Source organism: Acidovorax sp. JMULE5 (genome assembly GCF_013376875.1).
Lineage (GTDB): Bacteria > Pseudomonadota > Gammaproteobacteria > Burkholderiales > Burkholderiaceae_C > Acidovorax > Acidovorax facilis.
On sequence record NZ_CP035951.1, the window covers coordinates 2,520,412 to 2,536,329 of the forward strand.

The window sequence follows — 15,918 nt, forward strand, 5'->3', positions numbered from 1 at the left end:
TTCCAGACGGTGCTGCCTTGCGCGATGTGCGATGTGTTGACGCGCGCGGGGCAGCGGCACTGTCGCTTCAAGACAAGAGCGTTTTCATGTCCCGTATCTCCTCTGCTTCGCGCAGCGCTGCGGCTTTTCCGCGCCTGCCTCTTTCGCCCCTGTGCCTGGGGGTGCTCGCCACCTGCGCGCTGGCCGCAGTGCCCGCCCACGCACAGACCACCACCGCGCCCACGCTGAAGGCCGTGGATGTGGTGGACACCGCTGCGTCCCCCAACGGCAAGCTCAGCCTGGACACCCCCGTGGACACCGGCAGCCGCCTGGGCCTGACGGCGCGCGAGAACCCCGCCTCCGTCACCGTGGTGGACCGCGCCACCATCGACGCACGCGGCGCGCAGGACACGCAGGAAATCCTGCGCGCCGTGCCGGGCGTGGTGGCGCACAACGCGCCGGGCTCCATGTCCGCACACTACCGGGGCTTCACCAGCAACTCGGTGGCGCAGCTCTACAACGGCATCAACCCGCAATACGGCAGCGCCACACGCGCGGTCGATAGCTGGATCTACGACCGCGTCGAGGCCATCGGCGGTGCGTCGAGTTTTCTGTACGGATCGGGCGGCGTGGGCGGCTCCATCAACTACATCACCAAGACGGCCGAGCGCAGCGACTTCACCGAGGGCCAGCTGCGCCTGGGCTCCTACGACCTGAAGGAAGTGTCGGTAGGCCTGAACCGCTGCATTGCAGGCGGCGATGGCAGTGCAGGCCCTGCCCATTACGCGCGCATCGACCTCAACCACCGCAACGCCGGCAGCTGGATCGAAGGCACCAAAACACAGTCCACCCAACTGGCGACCTCGCTGCTGTCGGACCTGGGCGGCGACTTCACGCACACACTGGCCTACGAATACCAGAGGGACCACGTGGACCGCCCGTACTGGGGCACGCCGGTGCTCAACCCCGCCGTGGGCGCGCTGACCATCGACCCGGCCACGCGCTTCAAGAACTACAACAGCGCCGACGGCAGGTACGAGCAGCGCGTGCAATGGCTGCGCTCGGTGGCGCAATGGCGTGTGTCGGATGTGCTGCAGCTCAAGAACACGTTCTACGTGTACGACGCCCTGCGCGACTACCGCAACGTGGAGACCTACACCTTCAATGCCACCAACACGGTGATCACGCGCACATCCCCGCTGTTGCAACGCCACGACCAACAGCTGGTGGGCGACCGGCTGGAGGGCACCTACCAGGGCCAGCTGGCGGGCAAGAAAAGCGACTGGGCCTTTGGCCTGGACGTGAGCGTGAACAAGCAGACGCGCTTCCCGTTCGGCCCCTCGGTCACCGTGAGCACGGTCAACCCATACAACTTCACCACCGAGAACTTCTTCGACATTCCCGGCATGTCGCCCGTCTTGAGCCCCGACAAAGACAACAAGATCACCAACACGGCGCTGTACCTGGAAAACCGCACCCTGGTGGCCTCCGGGGTGAGCCTGGTCACCGCAGTGCGCCACGAGCGCATCGAGCTGGACCTGGTGAACCGCCGCGCCGTGACGGCCACATCGCCTGCCAGCTTCAGCCGCAGCTACAGCCCCACCACCGGCCGCCTGGGTGTGGTGTGGGACATTGCGCCCGGCGCCAACCTGTATGCGCAGGCCTCCAACGCGGCCGACCCACCCTCGGGCTCGCTGGCCTCGGCCTCGTTCGCCGATGTGCGCAACAACAGCGAACTGACCACGGGCCGCCAGATCGAGGTGGGCAGCAAGTTCGACTTCTGGGACGGCAAGGGCAGCGCCACGGTGGCGGCCTTTGAAATCCGCCGCAAGAACATCGCCTCGCAAGACCCATCCAACCCCAACCTCACGGTGCTGGTGGGAGAGCAGTCGTCCAAGGGCGTCGAACTGTCGGCTGGCATTCGGCCCACGCCGCAATGGCAGTTGCAGGGCAACCTGGCGCTGACCCGCGCGCGGTACGAGAACTTTGTGCAGGGCGGTGTCTCGCGCGCGGGCAATGTGCCCCAACTGGTTCCGCAGCAGGTGGCCAACCTGTGGGCCTCGTACGCGATCACGCCCACCGTCACGGCCAGCGTGGGCGTGCGCCATGTGGGCAAGGTGTACGGCAACGCCGCCAACACCAAGTTCTGGCCGTCGTACACGCTGCTGGACCTGGGCCTGGCCTGGAAGATCAACAAGACCACAACGCTCACCACCCGCGTGCGCAACGCCACCGACCGCATTTATGCGGCCGAGACGCGCGACCAGGTCTACCTGGGCGCACCGCGCACGCTGGACGTGACGCTGCACACCGCGTTCTGACGCGGGCAAGGAACCGGACATGACACACGCCAAACGCTGGCTGTACCTCGTCCACCGCTGGCTGGGCGTGCTGTTGTGCGCCTTCTTCGCCATGTGGTTCCTCTCGGGCGTGGTGATGATGTACGTGGGCTACCCCAAGCTCACGCAGGCCGAGCGCTTGGCCCACCTGCCGCCATTGCGCAGCGCAACGCTGGGCACAGAGCCTCTGCTGGAGCCCGCAGAGGCCTTGGCGCGCGCAGGCCAGGCAGGACCGCTGCAGGACCTGAGGCTCGCCGTGGCCAGCGGCTCGCGCGCGGTGTACCTGGTGGTTCCCGCCGCCCCTGCCGGAGACGCCGTACCACGCCCGGGCAGGGCGCCAGCGCCTGCGGTCATCGACGCCCTCACAGGCGAACGGTTGCAGCGCGTAGACGCCGAGCACGCCCTCGCTTCGGCTCGCGCCTTCGCGCAGGAGCCCGGCGCACGGATCGCACACCTGGGCACGATCGACGAAGACGCCTTCACCCACTCGCGTGCGCTCGACGCGCACCGCCCCCTGCACCGCCTGCACCTGGGCGACAGCGCAGGCACCGTGGTCTATGTGTCGGGCACCACGGGCGAGGTGGTGCGCGATGCGCCGCTGCAGGAGCGCGCCTGGAACTACGCAGGCGCCTGGATCCACTGGCTCTACCCCTTCCGGGGCAATATCTTCAACGGCTACTGGACGGACATCGTCAACTGGCTTTCCCTTGCGGGCATCGTGCTCACGCTGACGGGCACCGTGGTGGGCGTGCTGCGCTGGCGCTTCCAGGGCCGGTACAAGACCGGTTCGCGCACGCCGTACCGGGGCTTCATGATGCGCTGGCACCATGTGTTCGGGCTGGTGTTTGCGCTGATCACATTCACCTGGATCTTCAGCGGCCTCATGTCGATGAACCCGTGGAAGATTTTTGACAGCGGCGCCGCGCCACTGCGCCAGCAGGCCATGAACGGCGGCCCGCTGGTGTTGCCCCCGCAAGCCGCCACCGTGCAGGCTTTGCTGTCAGGCGGTTCACCGAACACGCGGGAGCTGCGCTGGGTGCAAAGCGCGGGCCACCCGCTGGTGCTTGCGTACAGCCCGACCGGCGCCCCCGCGCTGCTCGATGCGACCACTGCCGCGCCTCACCAGTGGCCCCCAGGCGCGGTGGCCGAGGCCGCAGCACGCCTGCTGCCCCACGCCGTGGTGCGCACCGAAACGCTGACCGCCTACGACCTGCATTACTACGACCGCGCCACCCACACCATGACGGGCGGAGGCGACAAGCCTCTGCCCGCGCTGCGCCTGGTGTTTGACGACCCCCATGCCACCTGGGTCCACATCGACCCCCACACAGGCGCCGTACTCGGCCGCACCGACAGTTATCGCCGTACCAGCCGCTGGCTGTTCTCCATGCTGCACAGCTGGGACTGGCTGCCGCTGCTGGAGCGGCGCCCGCTGTGGGACATCGTTCTCATTGTGCTGAGCCTGGGTGGTGCGGTGCTGAGTGCAACGGGGGTTGTCATTGGATTGCGGCGGCTGCGCGCCAAGTTCGCATTCGTAGCGGGCCCGGCGTCGCAGCTTGCCGGACAGGGCCGCCGCAGGCGCGCCCGTGTCTTGCCTACGACAGGTGGCTGAGCCGTCATTTTTGTTTGATACTTTTTGTTTCAAACCACTACACTGGGCTTCACCCACCGCACGTCCATCCCGGGCGTGCGGGGGCTCCATCCCTCGCAGAGATTTTTCCCCATGCAACTGATCCGCACCATCACTGGCGCCGCCCTCCTGCTGGCCGCTGGCACTTCGGCCTGGGCCGCCACCGACTACAACCGCCCACCTGCAGGCGACGCGCAATACCGGCAGTGCCTGAGCTACTCTGCCACCGTATACGAAGGCGGCAACGAGCCCAGCCCCATCAAGGGCCAAACCAAGGCCCAGGCCTGGTGCACCTGCATGTGGAACGAAACGCCCGAAGATTTCAAGGGCAACCTCGTGAAGTTCGCCGAAACCCGCAAGGGCAAGGAAACCAACAAGCTGTGCGAGAAGCACTCCGATTGGAGCGAATAAGCGCCACGGTGCCGCAGACCGGTTGGCGGTTTCCCACAACAGCTGAAGTGCCCCCCATGTTCGCCAAAGCTGTTGGGTTTCAATCAGTCTGCCAGCCTTCAAAGCCAATCTGCAGACCATCAAGACGCAGGATGAAATGATGGGTTCGCTGCTGGATGTGAAGGCCTGAGCCAGCAGTGCGCGGTCAGGCGGAATTCCTTCGGCGCTGACCCGGCACCCGCAGTTCGCGCCCTTGCGTCCTACCTGCCCGCCGTAAAAGTCTGTAACCCGCGCAGCCCACCTCCTGCATTCCCCGCGCGCAGGGCGCTCCTGATTCAGTAGCTGTTTGCGCAATCTCCACAGCCCCTGCAGCCCGATTCCTTGCATTCACCGCCGCCCACACCGGCCCGTCCCATGTAGGGGTCATTCCTAGCTAGGAACGTCCCTAGCTAGGAGCCTTCCCAGTTTCGCGCGCTGATGCCTGTAGGCAAAGTCGCGCGCCATGCAAGTCGCCCCCTCCGCCTCCACCTACGCTCCCGCCCCTGGCGATCTGGCCAACCCGCCCGCTCCTGGCAGTGCATTCAACAGCTACACAGACCAGCCCCAGGACAACGCTGGCGCCTTCACCGACAGCGGCCCCGGCGGCTATGGCCAGCCCGACTCCCAGTGCCTTCACGCTGACCCCACCCTGGCCAGCACCTCCCTCTTCGCCCCTACCGACCACACCCCCAGTACCACGCTGGCCCTGATGGTGCAGGCACAGACCAAGCCTCTGCTGGTCACCCCTGAGAACGCAGCGGGCCTGGGCATCGACCTGGTGAGCACCAAGCCCCTGACCGTCACCCCGGAGAACGCAGCAGGTCTCGGCATCGAGCTGGTGCAGACCAAACCCCTGCAGATCACCCCCGAGAACCCAGCCATTGGCACCGTCGGCGCCCAGGCAGCAGCCCCCAACGCCAGCCCCACCGAGATCGCCGCCCTGGAACTGCTGCTGGCCGAGCCCGCCAACCAAGAGATGGTGGCCCAGTTCGGCCCGCCCCTGCGCCCGCTGAACACCGACACCGACGTCGGCCAAGGCATCCTCGCGCGCTTTGGCCCCGACCTGGGCGCCCGGCTGACCCAGCTGCAAGAAGCGCACAACGCCGTACGCGACCAATTCCTGCAAGCCCTGGACCACGCCCAGCAAAACCCCGGCCCCGAAGTGGCAGGCAGCGAACTGATCGCACGGCACTCCAGCGGGGGCGATGCCGAGCACATCACCGAGCAGACACTGCACAGCGTCACCCACCCGCCCAGCGCCAATCAGGCCAGCGACCTCCAGGCCATTGAAGCCCAGGCGCTCGCCGCTGGCGGGCAACACCAGAACCTGTGGCGCCTGAGCGACCCCGCCGAATTCGCCAAGGCCTACGCCAGCGGCGACAGCCCCGCGCAAAGAGCCTTTGCCCAACTGCACGGCAAAGAGCCCCTGCAATGGCATGCCGCCGTACAGCACGGCGAAACCGATGCGGGCCCCCAGATCACCCCTGCCTACTACGGCCTGGGCGAGAGCCAGCTGGTACTCGGCGGCCCCACCGTCACGGACAACGGCAACCCCGGGCCCTGGGCTGCCAGCACCTGGCAAGCCACCCAGCTCACCCCCGAACAGAACCGGGATCTGATCAACAACGAATACCTGTGGTTTGACCCCGTCAACGGCTGGAGCACGGACCTGGCCAACAACATCAAGCAAAGCACCAGCTTCCTGGACAAAGCGCTGCCCATGGTGTTTGCAGGCGTCATGACCTTCGCCACCGCGGGGGCCTTTGGCATCACCGCCGCCAGCGCCAGCACCAGCCTGGGCCAAAGCATGGCGCTGGGCGCCATCAGCAGCGCCACCATGCAGCTGACCACCGGGGGCAAGATCGACCTGGGCGACCTGCTGCGCTCGGCACTGACGGCTGGAGTGAGCTTTGGGGTGATGAACGCCACAGGCATGAACGAGCTGCTGCAAGGCGGCGATCTGGCCACGCGCAGCCTGGGGCACCTGGGCAAGGCGGGCCTGCAAGGCCTGCTGCAAGAAGCCACGGGGGGCAAGTTCAAAGACGGCCTGACCAACAGCCTGCTGGCCAGCGTGGCGGGAGAAGTGGGCAAGAGCCTGGAGGTGCAGATCGCCGAGCTCAGCAAGAACGAAGGCCTGAGCATGCAAGAAGCCAGCATGCTGCGCCTGCTCGGCCGGGCGGCCAGCAGCGCAGTGAAGGTTGCGGGCAGCAATGACCCGGCGGCGGGGTTTGCGAGTGACTTCCTGGGCGAAGTGCTGGGCGAAGAGCTGCGGGGCGCACAAGGAAAGGGGCAAAGCCAAAGCCAGAACCCAAGCCAGGCAGGGAATGAGGGACAACCGGGACAAACTGCACAGCCGGGAGACAGGCCTTCGAGCGACTGGGTGAAGAACCTGGGGGCCAGTGAGGTGGATGCGCAGACGGCGCAGTGGGTGGAGGCATTTGCCAACCCGGCCCCATTGCCATCGTCGCAAGGCATCCAGGTCGCGTCAGCCCCGATCGGAACAGTGGGTGATGCGGGTTACTTTGATGACAGTGGCGCTTACATAGTGCCCCCTCAACTGATCTGGCCTGACGGCACCACCAGCACGCTGGCACAAAGCAGCGACGCAGAGCCCATGCTGTCAGAGACCGAGGTGCGGGAGACTGCGCAGCCGATGCTGCCAGAGGACTTTCGCAGACAAGAGATCGAGTATCGCAACAGCACGGAGGCTCAACCACCTCAGCGCAGCTTGATGGAACTGGTGGAGATGTCCCACAGCCCCGTCGATAGCTACAGTGCCCAGGAATATCGGGACGCCGCCGCGCAGTACCGGGCGAGCATGGGAGCAGACTTTCGCAGGGACAGCATCTACAACGGCCTGTGGACCCGAGCTGCTGCGTTGGAGGCTGCTGCAGGCGGCGGATGGGGGCAAGAGGTGATGAATGACATCACCGGCTTTGCGACGGAAGAAGGGCTGCATGCACAGACGGGGGTGGCGATAGGTGGTGTGCTGGGCCGGGGCATTGGCAACAGGCTGGGGGGCAGCGTTGACAATGTGGCGGGGGCCGTGGACAAGACGCCGGATGGAGGGCCTCAGGCGGGGTCGGGTATTGGCGGTGTTGTGGCCGAAGGCGCAGGGGATGCTGCCGCAAGAGGAGCTAGTAGGTCGCTGTCAGAGTTGATCTTAGAACGTCCATCGAGCAACCAATGGGGGACTCTTGAAAATGGCACTAACCAGGGCGTAAAGCATTTTGCTGGCTATTGGGAAAGATTTCCTGAACGTATTCCATCGCTTGAGACCCGACTTGGATTGGAAGCCGGGACTTTTGGTAAGTCTCAAGAAGGATTTGATGCATTCACCAATGCCGCCGAATCAGTGGTTAAAAATGGTGAAGCAAGACACTTAGATAATGGAAAATCCATTTATTTCGTTAAAGGTGTCGAGAATTTAAATAAAGGTGTTCTTGTTATCGTGAAAGATGGGAAATTTCAGACAATCATGCCAAGCGATCCAAAGACCTTTATGAAAATGGAGTGATGTCATGAAAATTAGTGGGAAAATTAAGAGCATTGACGTCGACGGATATGAGCGACTCTTATCAATTCAGACGGACGATCGATTGGTTTGGTGCAATCTTGTCCAACCAAATGAATATTTAGAACCAGGACAGTCGTCCATTTATTTAAAGATGGATGAGCCTGTTCAATTGAAAGTTGGATTATTTTTTATCGCCGATCATAGGGTGCTTGAAGGCAGGGCTGATAACGCGATGAGCCAAGACGCTTATGGGTCGCCTCATGCGATTGTGATCGGTGAAGTTATCGGGAAGATATCCTCGGACACCTATTTAATTGAAATTGAAAAAAATAATCAAATTGAAGCTCAGTTTGAGTCTAATTTGGAACTGAATATTGGAGACTACATTCGCGTAGCAGGAGAGCTAGCTGTCCAGGATGGTGTCTCTCTGTAAATGAGTGCGGAGTGCTGGAGGGCGGTTTCAAATCTGAAGTGCAACACCCTCACCGAGGGTAATGTACGCAAATGGGAACGAGATACGAACACTTGCAGCCAGAAGAGAGAGCGGGCGCTGGGGTCAAGTCTTGCATCTTGCCCCTGGCATTCATGCACTTCAAGCCAAATCAGGCTACAGCGATTAATCATCAAGCGCAAGAAGCTATCAATTAGATAGCGTTTCTCAGCTAGGGAAATCCTGCAAAACCTCGCGATCAGTCTGATAGATCCCGCAGCCAGTCATGGCATCCTCGCGGGCCATGAAGCAAAGCAGCCTTGATCTGAACCTGAGCACCAAGAAGACGCGCAAGCAAGAGCTACTGGCCCAGATGAATCGGGTGGTTTCCTGGGCTGCTCTGGTTTAACTCATTGCCCCGTATTACCCCGAAGGCAAGAACGGCCGCCCACCCTTTGCCTTGGAAACCATGCAGCGCATTCACTGCATGCAGCAGTGGTTCACCCTGTCGGATCTGGCGATGGAAGAAGCCTTCTTTGACACCCCGATCTACCGGGAGTTTGCAGGCCTTGATGCCCATGGGCGAATGCCCGACGAGAGCACCATCTTGAGGTTCCGCCATCGGCTGGAGAAACACAAGCTGGCCGAGCAGATTCTGGCCACCGTCAACGAGCTGTTGGCCGCCCAGGGCTTGCTGCTCAAGGCGGGCACTGCGGTAGACGCTACCTTGATTGCAGCGCCCAGCTCTACCAAAAACAAGGACAGAAAGCGCGACCCAGAGATGCACTCCAGCCAAAAGGGCAACGAATGGCACTTTGGCATGAAGTGCCCATATTGGAGTGGATGCGGACTCGGGATTGGTGCACACCGTCATCGGCACCTCTGGCAACGTGGCCGACGTTGTAGAGGGCAACAGCTTACTGCACGGTCAGGAGACAGACGGGTTTGGTGACGCAGGCTATCAAGGCGTGCACAAGCGCCCCGATGCCAAGGCGAGCGTGACATGGCAAAAGTCGCTGCAATAGATCGAGCCCATTCAATTCATTTGCTTACTGGGCAGCCTGTTATAAACGTCAATATGGGGACTATTATTGGCGAAGGTTTTACAAAACTAAAGCCAAATGGGTCAGGCTTGGATTATTTGCTTACAACCGACGTGCGCACCGTTTTCAAAAATGGTCGTGTATATACACAGTTCCCCGTTCTAAATCCATAACATGAGAGTCGCCAATCCGTATCTTGTCTCGGCTGTCCTGGAGCCTTTTCTGTTTCTTGAAGCGGATGCGGCTGAAGCTGCTGCGAGCATCGATCCTTCTAATGAGGGTGAGATTCGTAATTGTATTCGTCAGTTGTTGGTTCCATATTTTTTTCGTTTTGATGAGAAAAGCAAATCAATGATTAAGGACTCGCTGGGCTACATGCTTTCGAAAGGAAGTGACAAGTGGGAAAATTTGTTCTCAACGAATCAATGTCCATTGTCATTGCCCGATCCTCCCGAGAAATTTTTTGAATGGCTCTGGGATGAACTTTTTGGTAAGTCGCCTCTTTTGGATGGCCCCATTGAAACCTATATTTTTAGAGAAGACATCCATGCACCAAATCTAATAAAACGCGCGGCAAAATAATTTCTTGTCGCAAACTGTCCCGTCCGCGAGCCCTCCGGTAATTTCCGCGACGCCGTTTTTTTGATAATCTCGGCATGGCGCACTTTTCCAGCGGCTCATACCGCTGGTTTTTGCCCTTCGTGACAGCCTGATGCGCCTCTTTTTTGGGCACATCTGGCGCTGCAGACGATCTGATTGCTGCCCGGTGCGGACATATTGCCTGCGCGGCGTTTGTTTCGGCTTCCGACTGAGGGGCAACATCGCAAGGGGTGGCGGGCAGCAATGACCCGGCGGCGGGGTTTGCGAGTGACTTCTTGGGCGAAGAGCTACGGGGAGCGTAAGCCAATGAGCAAAGCCAGAGCCAGAACCCAAGCCAAGTAGGTGTCGCATCCCGGACGATCATATGGTCGCTTGAGAAACAGGTGCGGGTGGGTCTGGTACCACTCTTTCATCGCCTGCATCGGCGTACTGCTCTTGAGCGCTGACTGCGGTAGCTGGTGGTTGTACAACGCCACATAGCGCAACAAGGTCTGCTCCATGTCTTCGCGGCTGTTGAATCGGTGGGTCTTCAGAACGTCCGCAATGCGGCCGTTAAATCGCTCCACCATGCCGTTGGTTCTGGGTGTTCTGGGCTTGGTCAGTCGGTGCTCGATGCCTAACTCCTGGCACAGTTGATCGAATTCATGGTTGCCGCTGGGTTCGCGTTCCCGGCTGGCAAACAGACGGTCCGTGAACTCTTTGCCGTTGTCGGTCAACAGCTTGTTGATCCTGATCGGACAGGCCTTGTGCAACGCCTTGAGGAAGGCCTGTGCACTGGCGGCGGTCTTGTTGGACTTGAGCTGCACAAACACCCAACGCGTGGCCCTATCGATAGCCACGAACAGGTAGCGCCGGCTGCTCTCATCCTGCATCTGGGGCAGGTACTTCACGTCCATGTGCACGTAGCCTGGCTCGTAGCTCTTGAAGGTCTTGTAGGCCAGCGCAGGCTGCTGGGGCTTTAGAGCATTGAGGTTGCCCGCTCCATGGCGGCGCAAGCACCTGTCCAGCCCGGAGCGCGAGACATGGGGACAGATGAACTCCCGTGTCACGGCCAGCAGGTCATCCAAAGGCAGCAGCAAGGTACGCCGCAAGTGAACCACCACTGTTTCTTGTGCTGGCGTAAGCACGGTCTGCAGGTGGTGGGCAGTGTGAGAGCGGTCTGCAAAGACGGAACGCTTCTTCCACTTGTAGACCGTCTGCTCAGTGATCCCAAAGCGCTGGGCCAGGACGCTGGCTGGTTCATCGCTGGCTGCGATCTCGGCACGCACGGCGGGCGTGGTGCGGGCGTTCTTGTGCAGGGCTATCAACATGGCTTCACTCCCTGGGTGGATTGCAAGGACTCTATCAACTCCTTTAGAACCGCTCGCGCCATGAAGAGTGGATAGCGTTTGGAGTCTATGCAATCGTCCGGGATGCGACAAGTAGGCAATGATGAGGGGCAACCTGGAGACAGACCCTCCAGCGACTGGGTGAAGAACCTGGGCCTGCGGCCAGGGCCCGCTGGCAGCACTGGAGGCAGCGGGGCTGGACAAGCAGCAGCAAATAGCGGCCTACGGTCAGTTGCTGGCTAGCGGTCAGATACAGCTCAACGCGCAGGGCGTGCCCATCGTGCAGCCGGGGCAGGTGCTGCAGTTTGATCTGTCGGATACAGGCGCAGCGCAGCTGGGCGGGCGGGCCATTGCGGTGGAGAGTGCGGGGCGGGCGCAGCGGGAGGCGCTGGCCCAGCAAGCCAGCGCAGCAAGCCAAGGCATGAGTCCCGAGCAGGCCGCTGAGATCTACATGCGATACGGAGGACGCTCTGCCAGCTACGCAGGCTTGGAGCCCACCTGGAGCGGCCGCATGGTGGACGTACCAGGGGGTGCGGTAGACGCCCTGGGCAACCCCACCGGCATGCCCGAGCAAGTCTGGGTCAGTGACAAACCATCGAGCAATTGGTCGCAAGGCGTCGGCAACGCACTGCAAACCGGCGCCACGCTGATTGACGGAGCTGTGCAACTGGGGGTGAACGGAGTCGTCAACGGCATGTGGGCTCGCCCGGCCAGCGAACTGGCGGCACTGCCCGCATTGGTCATCAACGGTGCAGAAGCCTACACCGCCATCCAGGCAGACCTGCAAGAGCGCTGGAGCCCGCAGAGCAACAACCCGGGGGCCGTCGCCATCCGGCACAGCCTGGGCCAGATGCCGCAGCCCGTGGGACAAACCCTGGACCAGCTGAGAACAGCCAGCGAGAACCGGTTCGGTGATGGTTGGACGACGGCAGGCTTCACGGCTGCGCAAGCGGCGTTGGAAGTGGGGGGGTTCTTGGGCGGCGTAGCGGCCATCCCTGGAGGTCGGGCTGCACTGTACGGGCTGGGGGACAGCATCCAGGGGGGATTGAATACACTGGTGGATGCTATGCCGGTGGGCTCTGGGGATGCTGCGCGACGAAACGCAGCATTCGAGTGGGGGCCGTCGGAGATTTGGAGGGGGCAAACAGCAGTGCTTCACTGCTCAAATCAGAAAGTGGTGGGACGCTTATCTTCCACGAGAACCTTGATGGCCACACTCTTCGAAGACACGTCGGGAAAACTGATGCTGAGTTGCTAGCGCGCTTTCAAACTGAACCAGATATCTTGGATTCTTCAACGTACCCAAATTTAGAAATGGCACAGCGAGTTGTTGGAGAGACACTTCAGGCGCAGCAAGCTAAGGTGCAAACTTGGCTACAAGGTCAAACACCTCGGTTGACTCTCACTCAGCCGTTCAACTACGAAGTCGGTAGGGTTATTCCACAAGGGGCATTGGTATCGCAACCTTCAAACAACGCATTTGTCTTGTTGGTTAGAGACCCATTAGGACCAAACGGTTACCGTGTTCATACTTCTTTTCCGAAACCATAACGCCAGATAACTAAGAACGATATAGTGACCTATTTTTTGAAGCGTACTTCCACCAAGATTGGAGGGATGATTACGTTTCGTCTCTGGACGCTGTAAAAGCTTTCAGCTTGGATGAGCCAATTGAATCAAAGAATCAATTGAAATCAGCCTTGCTTGATTTGCAAAGTAAAGGACCACTACCGGAAGATGCAATTAACAAACTTGGTGGAAATTTCAAACCAGAAACCGAAGGCATCACGACCGATGTATGGTTGCAGCGTGTGCTGGAGGCTCTAGCCGAGTAAGAATATATCCGTAAATTAAACTATTTCACGAGTCGCCCGTGATGGAACACTTACGCAAATAAATTCTTTAGTCTGAATTGCTGGCCAAATGATCCATGTGCGTGTGCTATTCCAATGGGGCGAGTTATTTGTACTGCCGGGCTTTGCTGCACAAACCCCAGTCAGGCTGAGATAACCCCAGCCCCAGACGCAGCTATGCCATAGCGGGTACCGACACAGACACCTTGTCGGGCGCCCAAGTTACGTGAAGCGGTTGAGCAAAGCCCCCCGCACATGCAATTGCGTTACCTGTCGCTCAAACGTGCGGGCCATCGCCCTCTCGCCCAGGCGTTTGAAGCAGTGCAACTTGGTCTCCACCAGGCTTCTTCGGTGGAAACCACTCCATTTCTTGCAGATCCCTCACCCCAGCCTTTCGCAGGCTCGCAGCGCTGCATTGCGCACTGCTGCTCCCACCCAGGTCTCTTTTCACGGTTTACCGTTCTTTTGCGGGGAAATCACCGCCTGCGCGCTTCTTTGGACTATCGCAGCATGGCAGCCTTTAGTGTCATAGGCACCGTCGGTACTCACCCTGGCTAAAAGTTCATGCGACGGTATCTGCGCCAGCAGTGCCGACAGCATCGGTGGGTCCCCTGCGCTGCCGTCTCGTGCAACAAAGCCACTGTGAATTGCAATCAAAAGAAACATTCTTTTCACACACCCCCAGTGCGCAGTAACACCTGCTGTTGCGTGCACGCGAAACCACGGCCCAGCGCCGCCAGCGGCTTGCTCTAATCCCGCGCTGGGCTGCCCTGCCAGGTTGAACTGGTGGGCATCAGGGAGGGGCAGCCTTTCTACAACCTCTGGATCAACAACTATTCATGAACAAATACCAAGTAACTCCTTTGGCTCTGGCAACCCTGCTGGCCTGCGCACCTGCCTGGGCGCAATCGAGTGTGACGATTTATGGCACTGTGGATGTGGCGTTGGGGAAGTTCTATCAAGCTGACGCTACTCAAATCAAGGAATTCAACACTGGTCTGCAAAGTTCATCCCGAGTCAATCTGCAAGACAGCTTTGTGGGTTTCAGAGGGGTGGAAGATCTGGGTGGTGGACTGCAAGCGGGCTTTCAACTAGAACAAAAATTCGATGCCTCTAGCGGTGCGAATGATCCCGAAGGCGCGTTTGCGCGCAGTTCCAACGTTTGGGTGGGCGGTGGCTGGGGCCGCGTTACGCTGGGCCGCGCCACAACGCCCAGCTACAACGCGATGGCATCCTGGGATTTGATGGGAATGGGCAACAATTCAATCGCACTTCGAACTTTTGGTGCTGTAGGTACTGGTGGCCAACGCCAACCCAATCAAATCAGTTATCGCACCCCACAAATGGGTGGCTTTGTGATGGAAGCTGCCTATGCGCCCAAAGAAGATAATCGCAGCAAAGTAGATTTGAGCGCTATTTACGTAGCAGGCCCCCTGACTGTGGGTGCAGCTTACAACAAATTCAGCGGCCTAGATGCCAATTTTGCATTAGGTGCCAAATACCAGTACCACAACCTTGAGTTCGCAGGCGGCTACTACCAGTCGCGCAACGGGCGCCATTACCAGCCCACCACGTTGCAATTTGTACCCAATGCTATTTTTAGCTCCAACGGATTCACATTGGGCGCCAAGGCTACTTGGAATCAATTCTCTGCTGGTATTGATATAGCACGGGAAACTAAAGCAGAGTATGCCATTGGCAATACCCAATTCGACACAAAAAAATACACCAACGTGCTACTCAATGGTACTTATGCCATATCAAAACGCACAAAAACATACATTAACTACATGCGTGCAGGAGGCTTCAACAATTATGGCATTGGGTTAAGCCACAGCTTCTAAATACGCAAAATAAAAGCACTAGCTAGTCTTAGCAAATTTTTCTCAATGAGTGATAGCTACTCTGCTGGGATAACCCCAACGGTCACGCCTCCCCCAGCGCAGCCCCCTGCTGCGCCCGAGGTCCCGGTGCAGGCCCCCACGCCCAGTGAGCCCCCCGCGCCGGTGAATCCTCAGCTGCCACCTGCCTCCGACCAGCCGCCCCCTGCTCCGGCAGAGGGCCCCAGTGCGGACCCTGCACACAACCCCACTCCAGCCCAACAGCCCGGTGAGGCCAGTCCCACGGCCGGGCCCAACGGCTCAACCAACACCGGCAGCAGCCCACCCGGCGCACGCCCTGGGCTGGGCAGCAGTGGGGAATCCAGTCCGGGGGGCTCCGGAGCTGGCGGTACCGGCAGTGTTGGCCCTGGTGGCGGGGGACAGCAGCCTGTGGGCGGGCTGAGCACCAACGTCGGCGGTAGCGGCGGTGGGAGCCCGGGAAACTGGGCAACCTACAGCGGTGCAGGACAGGTGCAGGGCGGCGGCCAGGCGTACTCGGCCGCGGGTACGCCACAGGGTGGTGGAGCATCTCAGCCCACAGCCAGTGGCACGAGTGTGCCGCCTGGCGGCTATGGTTTTGGAGGAGGGAGTTCTCAGCAGGGCGGTGCGCAGGGGGGCCAGCCCCCTGTTGGAGCGCCGCCGGGGGCGCTGGCACCGGCCACCACGCTGGCTGGCACGGCTGTGACGATTTCAGGCGCTGGCACCAGCTGGGGTGCTGGTTCTGCCGTACACAACGGCAGCGCCATGGGAGGCCAAAACTACGGCGCTGCGCCATGGCAGGGCGCGGCGACCGGCGGCGGGCTGCGGACTGAAGGGACGAGTACAGGCGGGGGTTTACCGCGCCCGCCTGGCACCAGCCCGGCAGCAACGCAGGTAGGCATTGCCAACCC

At 60.6% G+C, this 15,918-nt stretch carries 11 protein-coding genes and 2 pseudogenes; 11 read left to right on the forward strand and 2 right to left on the reverse strand.

Annotation, left to right across the window (positions count from 1 at the left end):
* Nucleotides 1-86: 86 nt before the first annotated feature.
* From EXV95_RS11330 to EXV95_RS11360, 7 genes and pseudogenes are all read left to right on the forward strand, one after another.
* The gene (locus EXV95_RS11330; protein ID WP_176886907.1) at nucleotides 87-2,300 is read left to right on the forward strand and encodes a TonB-dependent siderophore receptor; all 2,214 of its coding nucleotides are present in this window, start codon (nucleotides 87-89) and stop codon (nucleotides 2,298-2,300) included.
* 19 nt (nucleotides 2,301-2,319) lie between these two features.
* Nucleotides 2,320-3,930, forward strand: coding sequence for a PepSY-associated TM helix domain-containing protein (locus EXV95_RS11335; protein WP_176886909.1), 1,611 nt, complete (start codon nucleotides 2,320-2,322; stop codon nucleotides 3,928-3,930).
* A 111-nt stretch (nucleotides 3,931-4,041) separates the two neighbouring features.
* Entirely contained in the window at nucleotides 4,042-4,359 is a 318-nt protein-coding gene (locus EXV95_RS11340; RefSeq protein WP_055402051.1) for a hypothetical protein, read from the forward strand.
* A 481-nt stretch (nucleotides 4,360-4,840) separates the two neighbouring features.
* Nucleotides 4,841-7,894, forward strand: coding sequence for a hypothetical protein (locus tag EXV95_RS11345; protein ID WP_176886911.1), 3,054 nt, complete (start codon nucleotides 4,841-4,843; stop codon nucleotides 7,892-7,894).
* 4 nt (nucleotides 7,895-7,898) lie between these two features.
* Nucleotides 7,899-8,327 carry a hypothetical protein gene (locus EXV95_RS11350; RefSeq protein WP_176886914.1) on the forward strand — a complete coding sequence of 143 codons (429 nt, stop codon included), beginning with the start codon at nucleotides 7,899-7,901 and terminating at the stop codon, nucleotides 8,325-8,327.
* Nucleotides 8,328-8,628: 301 nt separating this feature from the next.
* Nucleotides 8,629-9,346, forward strand: a pseudogene (locus EXV95_RS11355) (IS5 family transposase); the annotation flags it as partial.
* Nucleotides 9,347-9,541: 195 nt separating this feature from the next.
* Nucleotides 9,542-9,949: a hypothetical protein gene (locus tag EXV95_RS11360; RefSeq protein WP_176886915.1), complete on the forward strand. Its 408-nt coding sequence runs from the start codon at nucleotides 9,542-9,544 to the stop codon at nucleotides 9,947-9,949.
* Nucleotides 9,950-10,254: 305 nt separating this feature from the next.
* On the opposite strand, the gene EXV95_RS11365 is transcribed toward EXV95_RS11360, so the two are convergent.
* Nucleotides 10,255-11,277, reverse strand: a complete 1,023-nt coding sequence (locus EXV95_RS11365) for an IS481 family transposase (RefSeq protein WP_176886917.1) — start codon at nucleotides 11,275-11,277, stop codon at nucleotides 10,255-10,257.
* Nucleotides 11,278-11,566: 289 nt separating this feature from the next.
* Between EXV95_RS11365 and EXV95_RS24915 the strand changes: the two genes are divergently transcribed.
* The 3 genes from EXV95_RS24915 to EXV95_RS11375 all read left to right on the forward strand — a co-directional run bounded on the left by EXV95_RS24915 (nucleotide 11,567) and on the right by EXV95_RS11375 (nucleotide 13,130).
* Nucleotides 11,567-12,553 (forward strand): hypothetical protein, encoded by a 987-nt coding sequence (locus EXV95_RS24915; protein WP_255484981.1) that lies wholly within the window; start codon nucleotides 11,567-11,569, stop codon nucleotides 12,551-12,553.
* Nucleotides 12,547-12,846 carry an RNase A-like domain-containing protein gene (locus tag EXV95_RS25145; protein WP_370460247.1) on the forward strand — a complete coding sequence of 100 codons (300 nt, stop codon included), beginning with the start codon at nucleotides 12,547-12,549 and terminating at the stop codon, nucleotides 12,844-12,846. Before EXV95_RS24915 ends, EXV95_RS25145 begins: the two co-directional genes overlap by 7 nt.
* Nucleotides 12,847-12,929: 83 nt before the next feature.
* A complete protein-coding gene (locus tag EXV95_RS11375; RefSeq protein ID WP_370460264.1) occupies nucleotides 12,930-13,130 on the forward strand; it encodes a hypothetical protein in 201 nt (66 codons plus the stop codon).
* Between the two features lie 240 nt (nucleotides 13,131-13,370).
* On the opposite strand, the pseudogene EXV95_RS11380 reads toward EXV95_RS11375, so the two are convergent.
* Nucleotides 13,371-13,772 (reverse strand): annotated as a pseudogene (locus EXV95_RS11380) (transposase); the annotation flags it as partial.
* 215 nt (nucleotides 13,773-13,987) lie between these two features.
* On the opposite strand from EXV95_RS11380, the gene EXV95_RS11385 reads away from it, so the two are divergent.
* Nucleotides 13,988-14,992, forward strand: coding sequence for a porin (locus tag EXV95_RS11385; protein WP_176886921.1), 1,005 nt, complete (start codon nucleotides 13,988-13,990; stop codon nucleotides 14,990-14,992).
* Nucleotides 14,993-15,918 lie beyond the last annotated feature (926 nt).